General features: G+C 72.2%; 12 protein-coding genes. 8 read left to right on the top strand and 4 right to left on the bottom strand.

Annotated elements, in window-relative coordinates:
- From ACN6LB_RS18530 to fdhD, 3 genes are read left to right on the top strand one after another with little or no spacing between them, the layout of a single operon-like run.
- Positions 1-1,953 (top strand): NADH-ubiquinone oxidoreductase-F iron-sulfur binding region domain-containing protein, encoded by a 1,953-nt coding sequence (locus tag ACN6LB_RS18530; protein ID WP_445026875.1) that lies wholly within the window; start codon positions 1-3, stop codon positions 1,951-1,953.
- 28 nt (positions 1,954-1,981) lie between these two features.
- The gene (locus tag ACN6LB_RS18525) at positions 1,982-2,842 is read left to right on the top strand and encodes a 2Fe-2S iron-sulfur cluster-binding protein (RefSeq protein WP_445026874.1); all 861 of its coding nucleotides are present in this window, start codon (positions 1,982-1,984) and stop codon (positions 2,840-2,842) included.
- 7 nt (positions 2,843-2,849) lie between these two features.
- Entirely contained in the window at positions 2,850-3,713 is an 864-nt protein-coding gene (fdhD, locus tag ACN6LB_RS18520) for a formate dehydrogenase accessory sulfurtransferase FdhD (RefSeq protein WP_445026873.1), read from the top strand.
- A 127-nt stretch (positions 3,714-3,840) separates the two neighbouring features.
- Here the strand turns inward: fdhD and ACN6LB_RS18515 are convergent, their stop codons facing one another.
- Positions 3,841-4,371, bottom strand: coding sequence for an isochorismatase family protein (locus tag ACN6LB_RS18515; RefSeq protein WP_356141399.1), 531 nt, complete (start codon positions 4,369-4,371; stop codon positions 3,841-3,843).
- A 19-nt stretch (positions 4,372-4,390) separates the two neighbouring features.
- Positions 4,391-4,861: a MarR family winged helix-turn-helix transcriptional regulator gene (locus ACN6LB_RS18510; protein WP_356141401.1), complete on the bottom strand. Its 471-nt coding sequence runs from the start codon at positions 4,859-4,861 to the stop codon at positions 4,391-4,393.
- A gap of 83 nt (positions 4,862-4,944) precedes the next feature.
- On the opposite strand from ACN6LB_RS18510, the gene ACN6LB_RS18505 reads away from it, so the two are divergent.
- The 3 genes from ACN6LB_RS18505 (at position 4,945) to ACN6LB_RS18495 (ending at position 9,233) form a co-directional block, all read left to right on the top strand.
- Positions 4,945-5,862, top strand: a complete 918-nt coding sequence (locus ACN6LB_RS18505; RefSeq protein WP_445026872.1) for a quinone oxidoreductase family protein — start codon at positions 4,945-4,947, stop codon at positions 5,860-5,862.
- 211 nt (positions 5,863-6,073) lie between these two features.
- On the top strand, positions 6,074-7,990 hold the full coding sequence (locus tag ACN6LB_RS18500) for a LamG-like jellyroll fold domain-containing protein (protein WP_445026871.1): 1,917 nt from the start codon (positions 6,074-6,076) through the stop codon (positions 7,988-7,990).
- A 10-nt stretch (positions 7,991-8,000) separates the two neighbouring features.
- Positions 8,001-9,233, top strand: coding sequence for a hypothetical protein (locus ACN6LB_RS18495; protein WP_445026870.1), 1,233 nt, complete (start codon positions 8,001-8,003; stop codon positions 9,231-9,233).
- Here the strand turns inward: ACN6LB_RS18495 and ACN6LB_RS18490 are convergent.
- Entirely contained in the window at positions 9,169-10,179 is a 1,011-nt protein-coding gene (locus ACN6LB_RS18490; RefSeq protein ID WP_356138470.1) for a bile acid:sodium symporter family protein, read from the bottom strand. The two genes, ACN6LB_RS18495 and ACN6LB_RS18490, sit on opposite strands and share 65 nt — an antisense overlap.
- Before the next feature lie 185 nt (positions 10,180-10,364).
- On the opposite strand from ACN6LB_RS18490, the gene ACN6LB_RS18485 reads away from it, so the two are divergent.
- Complete coding sequence (locus tag ACN6LB_RS18485; protein WP_356138381.1) at positions 10,365-11,228, top strand: LysR substrate-binding domain-containing protein; 864 nt, start codon at positions 10,365-10,367, stop codon at positions 11,226-11,228.
- A 3-nt stretch (positions 11,229-11,231) separates the two neighbouring features.
- Here ACN6LB_RS18485 and ACN6LB_RS18480 read toward each other — a convergent pair whose 3' ends face one another.
- Positions 11,232-12,212, bottom strand: a complete 981-nt coding sequence (locus tag ACN6LB_RS18480) for an Lrp/AsnC family transcriptional regulator (protein ID WP_445026869.1) — start codon at positions 12,210-12,212, stop codon at positions 11,232-11,234.
- Between the two features lie 112 nt (positions 12,213-12,324).
- Between ACN6LB_RS18480 and ACN6LB_RS18475 the strand changes: the two genes are divergently transcribed.
- Complete coding sequence (locus tag ACN6LB_RS18475) at positions 12,325-13,845, top strand: MFS transporter (protein ID WP_445026868.1); 1,521 nt, start codon at positions 12,325-12,327, stop codon at positions 13,843-13,845.
- Positions 13,846-14,039 lie beyond the last annotated feature (194 nt).

Here is a 14,039-nt window from a genome sequence, read left to right as displayed (position 1 = left end):
GTGGACCTGCACTTCGGTGACAGCAAACCGACGGACGAGGAGCGGGCGGCGGTCGACGCGCTGCTCGGCCCTCCGGAGTCCTCGTGGGAAGGCGCCGACAGGTCGGACGCCGATTTGCGGTGGGCGCGCGGTGGCCGGGAGGCCCGGGAGCGCCGTGATCTGCTGTTGCCGGGGCTGCACGCCCTCAACGACCGCGTCGGGTGGATCAGCGAGGGGGCTCTCGACTACCTCTGCCGGCGCCTCACCGTCCCGCCGGCCGAGGCGTACGGGGTCGCCACGTTCTACTCCCTGTTCTCCGTCAAGCCGCGGCCCGCGACGGTGCTGCACGTCTGCACGGACCTCGCCTGCGCGGGTGCCGGGGCGGCCGAGCTGTGTGCGGGGGTCGAGGCGCGGCTCGGGCTCGGCAGCGGGGTGAGTGTGGAGCGGAGTCCTTGTCTGGGGCTGTGCGAGCGGGCGCCTGCCGCGTTGGTGGTGCGGGCGGGTGCCGCCGCGGGGCCGGGTGCGCCTGCGGCGGGCGTCGCCCCCGCCGCCCCTTCCCGTCCCGAAACCGGGGGCTCCGCCCCCAGACCCCCTTATCGGCCTGAACGGCCTCGTCCTCAAACGCCGGACAGGCTGGAAGCAGCCACCGCTGTCGTCGGCGCCGCCGATATCGACACCGTCGTCCTCGCCGCCACCGCCCCCGACACCGCCCCCGCCGAGCCGTCCGCCGCCATGGCGGTCCCCCAGGCAGGTCAGGGCGGCCTGGTCCTGCTGTCCCGCGTCGGTGTCGTCGATCCCGCCTCCCTCGACGACTACCGAGCCCACGGCGGCTGCACCGCCCTGCGCCAGGCCTTCGCGCTCGGCCCCGCCGGCGTCATCCGCGAGGTCACCGACGCGGGCCTGGTCGGGCGCGGCGGCGCCGCCTTCCCCACCGGCCGCAAGTGGCTGGCCACGGCGTCGCAGCCCGACCATCCGCACTATCTCGTGTGCAACGCGGACGAGTCCGAGCCGGGCACGTTCAAGGACCGGGTGCTGATGGAGGCCGACCCGTACGCGCTCGTCGAGGCGATGACGATCGCGGGGTACGCGGTGGGGGCGCACAAGGGATACCTGTATCTGCGCGGCGAGTACCCGCGCGCGCTGCACCGCATGGAGCACGCCATCGGGCAGGCACGCGCGCGTGGCCTGCTCGGGGACGACGTGCTCGGGCAGGGATACACCTTCGACATCGAGATACGGCGGGGCGCGGGGGCGTACATCTGCGGGGAGGAGACGGCCCTGTTCAACTCGATCGAGGGCTACAGAGGAGAGCCCCGTTCGAAGCCGCCCTTCCCCGTGGAGAAGGGTTTGTTCGGCAAACCCACCGCGGAGAACAACGTCGAGACGCTGGTGAACGTGCTGCCGATCCTGACGACGGGCGCGGGGGCGTACGCCGCCATCGGCACGGAGAAGTCCACCGGGCCGAAGCTGTTCTGCGTGTCGGGAAGCGTGGAGCGGCCGGGCATCTACGAGCTGCCGTTCGGGGCGACACTCGGTGAGCTGCTGACGCTCGCAGGAGTACGTAAGCGTTTGCGCGCGGTTCTCCTCGGAGGCGCGGCCGGCGGCTTCGTCCGGCCCGACGAGCTGGACATCCCGCTCACCTTCGAGGGCACGCGGGAGGCGGGCACGACGCTCGGCTCGGGGGTGGTGATGGCCTTCGACGACACCGTTCCGCTCCCCAGGCTGCTGCTGCGGATCGCCGAGTTCTTCCGCGACGAGTCGTGCGGCCAGTGCGTGCCGTGCCGGGTCGGGACCGTACGCCAGGAGGAGGCGCTGCACCGGATCGCCGAGCGCACGGGCGCCGAGGCCGCGGGTGACATCGCCCTTCTTCGCGAGGTGGGACGCGCCATGCGGGACGCCTCGATCTGCGGTCTCGGGCAGACCGCGTGGAACGCCGTGGAGTCCGCCATCGACCGTCTGGGGGCGTACGAATGATCAGCACCGAACGCGCGGGGGCCGCCGTATGACCGCGATACCGCTGGGGATCCCCCGCCGGCTCGTCGAGTTCACCCTCGACGGGGAGCGGGCCCGGGTTCCCGAGGGCTCCACGATCCTGGACGCCTGCCGGGCCGCCGGGAAGGACGTCCCGACCCTCTGCCAGGGCGACACCCTCACCCCGAAGAACGCGTGCCGCGTCTGCGTGGTCGAGGTGGAGGGGGCCAGGACCCTCGTCCCGGCCTGCTCCCGCAAGGCGGAGCCGGGCATGGAGGTGAGCACCGTCTCCGAGCGCGCCCGGCACAGCCGCAAAGTCGTCCTCGAACTGCTCGCCTCCTCGGTCGACTTGTCGACCACGCCGCAGGTGGCCGAGTGGATCAAGGAGTACAAGGCGAAGCCGGACCGCTTCGGCCCGGACGCGGCCCGTGTCGATGAGGAGCCGAGGATCGACAACGAGCTGTACGTGCGCGACTACGACAAGTGCATCCTCTGCTACAAGTGCGTCGACGCCTGCGGCGACCAGTGGCAGAACACCTTCGCGATCTCGGTCTCCGGGCGCGGATTCGATGCCCGGATCGCCGTCGAGCACGACGCCCCGCTGACCGACTCGGCGTGCGTGTACTGCGGGAACTGCATCGAGGTGTGCCCGACCGGCGCCCTGTCGTTCAAGTCGGAGTTCGACATGCGCGCGGCGGGTACGTGGGAGGAGTCCGCGCAGACCGAGACGACCACCGTGTGCGCGTACTGCGGAGTGGGCTGCAACCTCACTCTGCACGTGCAGGACAATGAGATCGTGAAGGTCACCTCGCCGCACGACAACCCGGTGACCCACGGCAACCTCTGCATCAAGGGCCGTTTCGGCTACCAGCACGTACAGAACCGGGGCTGATCAGGACATGGGACGAGTCACGGAACGACGCAAGGTGATCCGCATCCGCGACGGGGCCGTCTCCGCCCGCCCGGACACACTCGTCGCCGAGGAACCCCTGGAGATACGTCTCAACGGCAAGGCCCTCGCGATCACCATGCGCACGCCGGGCGACGACTTCGCGCTCGCCGCGGGCTTCCTGGTCAGCGAGGGTGTGCTGGGCACGGCGGACGAGCTGCAGAGCATCGTGTACTGCGCCGGAGCGACGGTGGACGGCTCGAATTCGTACAACGTGGTGGACGTGCGGACGGCGCCGGGAGTCGTCATCCCGGACATCACGCTGGAGCGGAACGTGTACACGACGTCGTCCTGCGGGCTGTGCGGCAAGGCGAGCCTGGACGCGGTCCGTACGACGGCGCGCTGGGCGATCGACGACACGCTCGGCGACACCACTCCCCCGGTGCGGCTGGAACCCGAGCTGCTCGCGAGCCTCCCCGACCGGCTGCGGGCGGCCCAGCGGGTGTTCGACCGGACCGGGGGTCTGCACGCGGCGGCCCTGTTCACGGAGGACGGCGAGCTCCTCGACGTACGGGAGGACGTGGGCCGGCACAACGCGGTCGACAAGCTCGTCGGACGGGCCCTGCAAAGCGGGCAGCTGCCGCTGTCCCGCACGGTCCTGCTGGTGTCGGGCCGCGCCTCCTTCGAGCTGGCGCAGAAGGCGGTCATGGCGGGCATCCCGGTCCTGGCGGCGGTCTCGGCGCCGTCGTCGCTGGCGGTCGATCTGGCCGCCGAGACGGGTCTGACGCTGGTCGGCTTCCTGCGCGGCCCCTCCATGAACGTGTACGCGGGCGAGCACCGCATCGCTCTGCGGGCCGCGGCCGCCCAGGGCTGACCGGGCTCGCCGCGACACGACGGCGGGGCCCCGAACGGCGGGGAGCGCCCCCTGCGCCTTCGGGGCCCCTCCCTTTGCTCAGTCGCCTCCGGGGCGCCTCAAGCCGGTGTCGGGAAGCCGACCGTGCTCAGCCCCTGGTGAAGTGCACCTCGGCGGCCGTCACCACCGTGCCCAGGCGCGGGAAGTCGAGCCGTACGGACGCGTCGTGTTCGGCGGCGGTGAAGGCGGCCATCGCGTCCTGGACGAAGACGAGGTCGTAGCCGAGGTCGCCGGCGGCGCGGGCGGTGGACTCGACACCGAGGTTGGTGGCGATGCCACCGAACACGAGGGTGGTGACGCCGCGTTCGCGCAGCCGCTCGTCCAGGCCGGTGCCCTGGAACCCGCCGATGGTCCGCTTCACGATCTCGATGTCGCCCGCCGCCGCGAGCCCGGCGGCGAGGCCGCTGCCGGGTGGCTGCTCGACGATCCCGGGTCGTTCGACACGGATGAGCACGACGGGCGCTCCCGCGGAGCGGAACGCTGTGGCCAACTCCTCGGACACGGTGAGGACTTCGGTGCCCTTGTGGGGTTCCAGGGGCAGCGCGACGATGCGGTCCATCAGGTCGACGAGGACGAGGGCCGTGCGGGCCGGGTCGAGGGCGAGGCGGGGTTCGGTCATGACGGAACGTTAGCCCGCGTCAGCCGTCCGTACCGGAAATCCGGATCAACAGGTCCATGAACTGCTCCCGCTCAGCGGCGGACAGGGAGGAGAGCAGCGCGTCGTTCGCCACGCGCGCCGCCTTCTCGCAACGCTTCAGCAGCCGCCCGCCCTCCTCGGTGAGCGACACCGCGTTCTTGCGACGGTCCTTCGGGTCCGGTTCGCGGACGACGAGGCCGGCGCCCTGGAGGTCGTTGAGGACGCCGACCAGGTCCTTGGGGTCGAGGTGGATGCTGCGGCCCAGCTCGGCCTGGGCGACGGGGCCGAGGTCGCCGACGGCGCTGAGCGCCACGTGGTGCCACATCTTCTGTCCCTCGGCGGCCAGCGCCTCGGAGACGAGAGCGCGACCGCGGGCGGCGGCCCTGCCGAGGAGCCAGCTGGGGAGCGTGCGGATCTCGTGAAGCGCGGCAGCGGAGGTGGGCGCGGGAGGCGGGGCGGGCGCGTCGGACATGGGCACACCCTACCGAGAAATCGTTGGACTTCCCAATGAATCCCGGGCTACCGTTGGGACTCCCAACGAATTCTGGAGGTGCGATGCGTCGCGTCCGGTACGAACACACGGGTGGTCCGCTGTTCACGGAGGAGGTGCCCGTCGCCGCCGCCGGCCCCGGCGAGCTGCTCGTGCGCGTGGAGGCGATCGGCGTGACCCTGCCCGTCGTGCGCAAGGTGACCGAGGCCGCGGAGCCCATCGCGCTCGGCGGCGAGATCGCCGGGGAGGTCGTCGCCGTGGGCGCGGGTGCCTCCCGCTTCACCGTGGGCGAACGCGTCACCGGCCTCTGCTTCGGGCACGGGTACGCCGACTTCGCACTCCTCGACGAGGCCATGACGTCACGGATCCCGGACGCCGCGAGCGCCGTCGACGCCGTCGCCCTCGTCCGCAGCGGACTGGTCGCCCTCGGCGCCCTGGAGGCGGCGCGCCCCGAGCCCGGTGAGTCGGCGCTCGTGACGGGGGCGGCGAGCGGTGTCGGGCATCTGGCCGTCCAGCTCGCCCGACTGCGCGGGGCGTCGCGTATCACCGGCGCCGTGTCCGGCCCCGGCAAGGCCGACTTCGTGCGCGGCCTCGGGGCCGACGAGGTGGTCACGTACGACTGCGCGGACTGGGGCGAGCCGGTCGACTACGCCCTCGACGCGGTCGGCGGCAGCCTGCTGACTCCGGCCGTCGCCGCACTCGCGCCGGGCGGGCGGCTCGTCGCGTACAGCTCGGGCGGCGGGACGATCCAGGCGTACGACCTGCTGGTGGGCGCCAAGTCCGTGATCGGCTTCCAGATGGCACTGATCGCCCGCCGTCGCCCGGAGTTGTACGAGCGGTGGCGCCAGGAACTGTGGCGACTGCACGCGGACGGCGCACTGCGCCCCGCCGTGCACGGGGAGTTCGCGTTGGAGGACGCCGCGAAGGCCCATGCGGTGATCGAGTCGCGAAGCAACCTCGGCAAGGTGGTGCTGATCCCCTGAAGTCCGGCAGCCGGACGTCCGGGCCGCCGCCGGACGTGACCCGTGCACGCTTCTTGTGGGGTGCCTGAGAGCCCAAGTAGCGTCTGTGGCTCGCACGTTGGACGTGGGACGTCGGATGTGGGACGTCCGGATGTCCCTACGTATGAAGACGTATGAAGACGTATGAAGACGTATGACGACGCATGAAGACGTATGAAGGGCAGGCCCCACCATGCCGTCAAGCCTCCGCGCACGTCTGAGATCCCTCCTCACCGCCGGTCTCACCACCGCGGCCCTCCTCGCCCTGCCGAGCCCCGCGGGTGCCCAACAGGCGTCCGCAACAGGTGAGTTCGAGCAACAGGTGCTCTTCAAGGCATCCCAGGACCCCGGCTACGCGTGCTTCCGCATTCCCGCCGTCGTGAAGAGCGCCGACGGCACCCTGCTGGCCTTCTCCGAGGGCCGGGTCGACAACTGCGGGGACGCGGGTGACATCGACATCGTCCTCAAGCGGTCCGAGGACGGCGGGCGCACCTGGGGCCCGCTCCAGGTCGTCAACGAGGGCGCGGGCGACACGCACGGCAACCCGGCGCCCGTCGTGGACCGCAGGACCGGCAGGATCGTGCTGGCGGAGACCTACAACACGGGCCGTACGGACAGCGCGAGCTGCTCCACCCCCTGCGACCGCACCCCGCACCTCCAGTACAGCGACGACGACGGGCAGACCTGGTCCCGGCCGCGCGATCTCAGCGACGAGATCCTCCCGCCGGACTGGAACTCCTGGTACGCCACCGGACCGGTGCACGGCATCCAGCTCACCCGGGGCCGGCACGCGGGTCGGCTCGTCTTCGGCGTCAACACCGAGACCTGGAACGGCGAGCGAAGCGAGGTGGGGGTCCCCCCGGCCGGAGGCTGGGGGAGGGTCACCGCCAACCACGCGGCGCTCATCACCAGCGACGACGGCGGCGACCACTGGGACATCGGCGCGACGGACTCGTGGCCCATCGCCGACGACGGGACGTTCCGCCAGAAGCCGTCCGAGGTGACGCTCACGGAGCGCACCGACGGTTCCGTCCTCATCAGCGGCCGCGAGCAGGACGGCACCGACCTCGGTCACCGCACCCAGGCCATCAGCCGCGACGGCGGCGACAGCTTCGTCGCCCCCTTCCGCGACCTCCCGGACCTCTACGCGCCCCAGGTCCAGGGCTCCTCCCTGCGCCTGGGCGACCGCATCCTGCTGTCCTGCCCGGGCGACCCGGACCGCCGCCGGACGATGATGATCCGCTCCTCCTACGACGGCGGCCGCACCTGGGACAGCGTGGACCGCGGCACGGTCGTGACCACGGACTGGTCCGGTTACTCGGACATGGTGCGGGCCGACGGTGACACCGTGGGCCTGATGTACGAGGGCGGCGCGGTCGACGCGCGCGACGAGATCCGCTTCGCGAGGTTCACCGAGGACTGGCTGAAGCCACGCCGCGGCCCGGACCCGACGACCGCCGACCTGGCGCCGGGCGCTCGGCGCGCCGCGGTCCTCGGCGGCGCCGCCGGGACGGACGGCGTGTTCGGCGGCGCCCTCGCCTTCGACGGCACCGACGACGCCGTACGGCTGCCGGACAGCGACCGACTCCCCCTCGGGACAAAGGACTTCACGGCATCGCTGTGGCTGCGCTACACCGCCACGACCGGCGAGCAACCGCTGCTGTGGATGGGCGGGATCGGCAACACGCAGCCGCAGGTGTGGCTGCGCGGTGAGCCCGCGTCGAACCGGATCACCGGGCTGATCACGGCACGCAACGGCGCGGCGGCCCCGGCCTCCGCCTCCGTGCGCACCACCGGCGCGTACAACGACGGCCAGTGGCACCACCTGGCGCTGCGCCGCGGCGGCGGACAGCTCACGCTGTTCGTCGACGGTACGGCGACCGGCACCGCGGACGTGCCCGGATCGGTCAGCCGCAACTCGCCGTTCGGGGTGCACATCGGTCAGCGGATGGACAGCCGGGCGTACTTCACCGGCGCGATCGACGAAGTGCACGTCTGGGACCGGGCGTTGAGCGACGCGGAGATCGGCGGGCTGCGCGCCGGCAGCCGGGCGTCGATGCGGGACACCGTCCTGTGGCTGCCCATGGACCAGGTGCGCGGCAGCCACTAACGTCCCGTCCGTGCCCGACGACGCACGCGCACGACGGCAGACAGGGACCGGGCTGGGGATCATCCTGGCCCTGGTCTGCGCGGCCGTGCTCCTCACCGCCCTCCCCGACGACCGGGAGGGCGGCGGCACGTGCACCGCGCGCACGGTGCGGTCCTGGTCCGCGGACGCGGGACTCACGGGCGAGTTCGCGCGCTACGGCGACGACCCGACGCGCACGGACGACTGGACCGGCGGCGACGGCACGCACTCGCTGCGGCTGCCGGACGGGCGGGTGCTGTGGCTGTTCTCCGACACCTATCTCGGCCCGGTGCACCCTCCGCCGAACCCGGTCGGCGAGTCGTTCGTGTGGCGCGACACCTCGGCGCCGCTGGTGCGCAACTCGGCGGTGGTGATGTCCGCCTCGGGCCGCCTGGAGCGCACGCTCGCGGCGCCCGTGTTTCCCGACCCGGGACCGCAGCAGTGGCGCTGGCCTGTGGCGGCCCGGGTCGAGCCGCGCGCGCCCGGCTCCGCGGACCGGGTCGTACGCGTCCTGCTGTGGACCCGAACGGCAGGCCGGGCGCCGTGGATCTACGGCGTACCCACGGCCACCGAGGTCGCCACGCTCTCGCTGCCCGATCTGCGGCTGGAGGGCATCCGGACGGTCCTCGACCAGCGTTCCGTCGCCGACGCCTCGCAGCGTGTGCTGTTCGGGACGTCCGCGGTCGACGCGGGCCAGTGGACGTACGTCTTCGGCGGTGACGACCTCCAGGCCGCCTCCCGTCCCGCCTCGCGGGCGTACGTGGCCCGGGTGCCACGCGGCAGGCTCGCCGAGCCGGGCGCCTGGGAGTACTGGGACGGCTCGCAGTGGGCGGTCCGGGCGCGCCCGGAGCCGGTGCTCGGGGACGGGCAGCGCAAGGGCGTGGGCAGTGCGTTCACGGTGGTGCGCGACGGCGGCACGTACGTACTGTTCACGATGGCCGCCGGGACCGAGGGGCTGACGACGATCACGTCGTACTGGGCGTGCTCGCCGACCGGTCCCTGGCGCGGGCCCACCCGCAGTTTCAGTCCGTCGCTGCCCGCGGGCGAGGTGGCGGCGTACAACCCGCAGGCGCACCCGGCCCTGAGCGGCGACGGGCGGCTGGTGCTGAGCTACGACGTCAACTGGCTGGACGCGACGGGCGCCGCGGCGCAGGCCAACCTCAGCCGGAACGTGTCCCTGTACCGACCTCGATTCGTGACCCTGCGGCTGGAGCGCGGGTCGTAGCGGGCTCCGGGTCGCGGGCCCGGCGCTTGGCGATCACCGCGCACACCATCAGCTGCATCTGGTGGAAGAGCATCAGCGGCAGCACGGCGAGCGAGGCGTGGGCGCCGAACAGGACGCTCGCCATGGGGAGTCCGGAGGCGAGGGACTTCTTCGACCCGGCGAACTGGATCGCGATCCGGTCCTCCCGGTCGAACCCGAGCGCCTTCGCGCCGTACCAGGTGAGGGCGAGCATCACGGCGAGGATCACTGCCTCGACGACCAGCAGTCCGGCGAGGCGGACGGCGCTGACCTGGTGCCAGATCCCCTGCACCATGCCCTCGCTGAACGCGGTGTAGACGACGAGGAGGATCGACCCGCGGTCGACGAGGCCGAGGACCTTCTTGTGCCGTGCGATGAACCCGCCGATCCAGCGCCGCAGCAGCTGCCCCGCCATGAACGGCACGAGCAGCTGCAGCACGATCTTGACGAGCGAGTCCGCGGAGAAGCCGCCGCCGCTGTTGCCGAGCAGAGCCGCCGCGAGCAGCGGGGTGACGACGATGCCGGCCAGCGAGGAGAAGGAGCCCGCGCAGATCGCTGCGGGGACGTTGCCGCGCGCCATGGACGTGAAGGCGATCGACGACTGGATGGTCGAGGGGACGAGCGTGAGGAACAGCAGTCCCTGGTAGAGCGGGTGAGTGAGGAACACCGGCACCAGACCGCGGGCGGCGAGGCCCAGCAGCGGGAAGACGACGAAGGTACAGGCGAGGACCGTGCCGTGCAGCCGCCAGTGGCGCAGGCCGTCCATCGCCTCACGGGTCGACAGACGCGCCCCGTAGAGGAAGAAGAGGAAGGCGATCGCGGCGGTGGACGCGCCCGACGCGACGTCGGCGCCCGTGCCCCGTGCCGGGAACAGGGCCGCGAGCCCCACTGTCCCGAGCAACAGCAGGATGTACGGATCGATCGGCATCCAACTCGGCCACTGCAGGCGTTTCACGGTGCTCCACTGCTCGGTTCGCTTCGTGCTGACGGTCATCCCTGGTACGCCGTCGTCCAGAGTCGGGTCGTGACCTCTCCATCGTCCTCCTCCGTGGCCCGATCGGGAATCCGTCATACCGCTCTGACTGTCATCACGATCCGCGATAACGTGACGGCATGTACGACCCGTCCCAGTTGCGTACGTTCCTCGCGGTGGCGCAGACCCTGAGCTTCACCCGGGCCGCCCGTCGGCTGGGGCTGCGGCAGTCCACGGTGAGCCAGCACGTGCGCCGACTGGAGGACGCCACCGGGAGGCAGCTCTTCTCCCGCGACACCCACTCCGTGGAGCTGACGGAGGACGGCGAGGCGATGCTCGGCTTCGCCCGCCGGATCCTGGAGGTGCAGGAGCAGGCGGCGGCGTTCTTCACGGGGACCCGACTGCGGGGGCGGCTGCGCTTCGGCGCCTCGGAGGACTTCGTGCTGACCCGGCTGCCGGAGATCCTGGAGGGCTTCCGGTACGACCATCCCGAGGTCGACCTGGAGCTGACGGTCGAGCTCTCCGGCACTCTGCACGAGCAGCTGGCCGCCGGAAAGCTGGACCTGGTGCTCGCGAAGCGGCGGCCGCAGGACCCGCGCGGCGAACTGGTCCGGCACGACCGGCTGGTGTGGATCGGCGCGGAGCGGCTGCGCCTGGACCCCGACCGGCCCGTCCCGCTGATCGTCTACCCGCCGCCGGGCATCACCCGCGCACTGGCCATGGAGGCCCTGGAACGCCAGGGCAGGCCGTGGCGCGTCGCCTGCACCAGCGGCAGCCTGAACGGCCTGATCGCGGCGGCCCGCGCGGGCCTCGGCGTGATGGCCCACTCCCGCGGACTCGTCCCTCCGGGACTGGTCCGGGTGCCGGACCGGGCGGGCCTGCCCGAGCTGGGCGCGGTCGACTTCGTCCTGGTGCACGGCAGGCGCCGCGCCTCCGCACAGGACGCCGCGGACGCGCTGGCGGCGGCGATCCTGGCGGGCGGGGACCGGCTGAACCGGGGCTGATCGCTACCGCGACGGCGGAGGATAGGTGAGCTGTTTGACCTTGCGCAGGTACGGCGTCGTCTCGACGTGCCGGATGCCTTCCAGGCGGCCGAGTCTTCCGCTCAGGTAGGCGTACAGGCCCGCGCTGTCGGGGACGACGGCGGTCACGACGATGTTGGAGGGGCCCGCGGTCGCCGAGGCGAAGGCGACCTCGTCGTGGCCGGCAAGGGCCTCGCCGACGGCGTGGAGGGCGTCGGGGGCGGCCGTGATCCACAGACTGGCGGCCATCGGGTGGCCGAGGATCTCGGTGTCGTACTCGATGTCGATGTACACGGCGCCCGAGGCCAGCAGTGCGGCGAGCCGGCGCTTGACCGCCGACTCGGAGCGGCCGGTGGCCCGTTGGAGTTCCGGGTAGGTGGCGCGTCCGTCGCGTTCCAGGGCGGTGACCAGCGGCTCGTCCTCCGCGGCGATCCGGGCGGGCGTCTCGGGGTCCAGCGGCTCGGGGTGCAGCGCGGCGCTCTCCTCCCGCGTGAGCGCCGGGCGCTTGGCGAGCCAGCCCAGCGGTCCGCCGTAGAAGCGGTGCAGGAGCTGGTGGGCGCGGATCTCCACGATGCTCGGGGTGCGCGGCAGTTTTCCGAGCAGCAGTTCGTCGTGGTCGCCGGGGTTGCGCGGGCGGGTCATGCAGACCACCTCCGTGCCGCCGGAGGCGAGCCCGATCCAGGCGGTGTCGGGGCGCTTCGCGAGCGCGTCCGCGATGGCCCCCGCCGCGTCGGGCGCGCAGCGCAGCCGCAGCATCCACTGGTCCTGACCGAGCCGCTGGGCGTCGCGGACAGCGACGACCCGCAGGCCACCCTCGGCGCGCAGCCTGCGGTAGCGCCGCGCGATCGTCTGGTCGGAGACGCCGAGCACCGTCGCGATCCGGCTGAAGGGGGCCCGGGCGTTGACCTCCAACGCGCACAGCAGTCGCAGGTCGAGTTCATCGAAGGTGTCGGATTCCGTTTCCATCAACCCATTCCTCATCGATTTCCGTCACATCATCGCGCACCACCGAGGTGATCGTCCGCTGCGACCTCATCCTACGGAGCTATACGCATTCGCGGCACAAGGAGTTGAGGACATGCGTACATGGGGGCCGCTCACGGCGGTGTGCCTGGGGACGTTCATGTTGTTGCTGGACGTGACGATCGTGGTCGTCGCGCTGCCGGACATGGCACGGTCGTTGCACGCGTCGCTGAGCGATCTGCAGTGGGTGGTCGACGGGTACGCCCTCGCGCTCGCCGCGCTGCTGCTGGGGATCGGTGCGGCGGCCGACATTCTGGGCCGGCGCACGATGCACGTGGCGGGCGTGGCGCTGTTCGCGCTGGCGTCGCTGCTGTGCGGTTTCGCGTCGGGGCCCGGGCTGCTGGTGGCGGCGCGCGGACTGCAGGGCGTGGGCGCGGCGGCGATGTTCGCGACGACGCTTCCGCTGCTCGGTTCCGTCTACCACGGGCGGCAGCGGTCGGCGGCGCTCGGCATCTGGGGAGCCGTCAGCGGCGCCGCGGCCGCGGTCGGGCCGGTCCTGGGCGGGCTGCTCACCGAGGGGCCGGGCTGGCGGTGGATCTTCTTCGTGAACCTGCCGGTGAGCGTGGCGTCGATCTGGCTGACGCTGCGCGTGGTGCCGGAGTCGAAGGGGCCGCGCGGGATGCGTATCGACTGGGCCGGCACGGCGACGTTCGCGGGCTTCGCGGGGGCGCTGACGTACGGGGTGGTGCGGGCCGGATCCGACGGCTGGACGTCGACGGTCACGACGGCCTCGTTCGCGCTCGCGGCACTGAGCCTGACGGGCTTCGTGCTCGTCGAACGCCGGGCGGCCCATCCGCTGCTCGACCTGTCGCTGCTGCGCAAGCCCGCGTTCGTGGGCGTGATGGCGGGCGCGCTCGCGTTCAACGCGGCGGCGTTCGGTGTGATCCCGTACCTGTCCATCTGGATGCAGACCGTCCTGGGCATGAGCCCGGTGCGCGGCGGGCTCACGCTGCTCCCGCTGACGGGCGCGGCGGTCGTGGTCGCGATCCTCACGGGCAAGCTGCTGCACGGGGTGCCGGCCCGGCTGACCATAGGCGGCGGGCTGCTGCTGATCGGAGCGGGCGCCTTCTGCCAGGCCGTGCTGGACGCGGGCACGAACTGGACGATGCTGGTACCGGGGATGGTCCTGGTGGGGATCGGCACCGGGTTCGTCTCCCCGTCGATCGCGGGCGCCGCGCTGGCCGCCGTGCCGCAGGAGCGGTCGGGGATGGCCGGCGGCGCGGTCAACACGGTCCGGCAACTGGGGTACGCGCTGGGTGTGGCCGTCTTCGGCACGGTGCTGACCTCGCGCATGCAGGACACGCTCCCGCCGGGCGCGGCGCACACCCTCGCGGGCGGTGGCGCCGGGGCCCTGCGCGGCACGTTCTCCGAGCAGGCGCTGCGGGCCGCCTTCGCGTCGGGGCTCGACACGGCGTCGGTTGCCGCGGGTGTGACGGGCATGATCGCCGGCGCGCTGGTACTGGTGTTGGTGCGGACACCGCGTGCCGCGGCGGGCCCGGCGGGCACCGAGGCCGCGTCGGACACGTCGAGGGCGTCGGACACGTCGGCGGCGAAGGCGACGGCGCCTCACGGATGACAGCGGCGCGTTGAGAGGTCGGGCGCCTCGGCAACCGGAAGTGGAATCTCCACGTCCGGTATCCGGGGCGCCGCGCACCGTAATCGGGTCGCGCAGATTCCGTGGAGATTGCGCCACCGAAACATACGCGACCGTAAGTAATTCTGTCCGGCCCTTCCCCATGTGAGCGCATTTTCTCGGCTGACCTGTGCATA

Source organism: Streptomyces sp. SAS_270 (genome assembly GCF_052543295.1).
Note: the sequence above shows the minus strand (reverse complement) of the source record. Positions and strands in the feature narration are given on the sequence as shown.

Bases quoted from the DNA above. Each gene is read 5' to 3' on its own strand.
- ACN6LB_RS18500 (WP_445026871.1), top strand. From the start codon at position 6,074: ATGCCGTCAAGCCTCCGCGCACGTCTGAGATCCCTCCTCACCGCCGGT.
- ACN6LB_RS18480 (WP_445026869.1), bottom strand. From the start codon at position 12,212: ATGGAAACGGAATCCGACACCTTCGATGAACTCGACCTGCGACTGCTG.
- ACN6LB_RS18475 (WP_445026868.1), top strand. From the start codon at position 12,325: ATGCGTACATGGGGGCCGCTCACGGCGGTGTGCCTGGGGACGTTCATG.
- ACN6LB_RS18515 (WP_356141399.1), bottom strand. From the start codon at position 4,371: ATGACCGAACCCCGCCTCGCCCTCGACCCGGCCCGCACGGCCCTCGTC.
- ACN6LB_RS18525 (WP_445026874.1), top strand. From the start codon at position 1,982: ATGACCGCGATACCGCTGGGGATCCCCCGCCGGCTCGTCGAGTTCACC.
- ACN6LB_RS18485 (WP_356138381.1), top strand. From the start codon at position 10,365: ATGTACGACCCGTCCCAGTTGCGTACGTTCCTCGCGGTGGCGCAGACC.
- ACN6LB_RS18490 (WP_356138470.1), bottom strand. From the start codon at position 10,179: ATGCCGATCGATCCGTACATCCTGCTGTTGCTCGGGACAGTGGGGCTC.
- ACN6LB_RS18505 (WP_445026872.1), top strand. From the start codon at position 4,945: ATGCGTCGCGTCCGGTACGAACACACGGGTGGTCCGCTGTTCACGGAG.
- fdhD (WP_445026873.1), top strand. From the start codon at position 2,850: ATGGGACGAGTCACGGAACGACGCAAGGTGATCCGCATCCGCGACGGG.
- ACN6LB_RS18510 (WP_356141401.1), bottom strand. From the start codon at position 4,861: ATGTCCGACGCGCCCGCCCCGCCTCCCGCGCCCACCTCCGCTGCCGCG.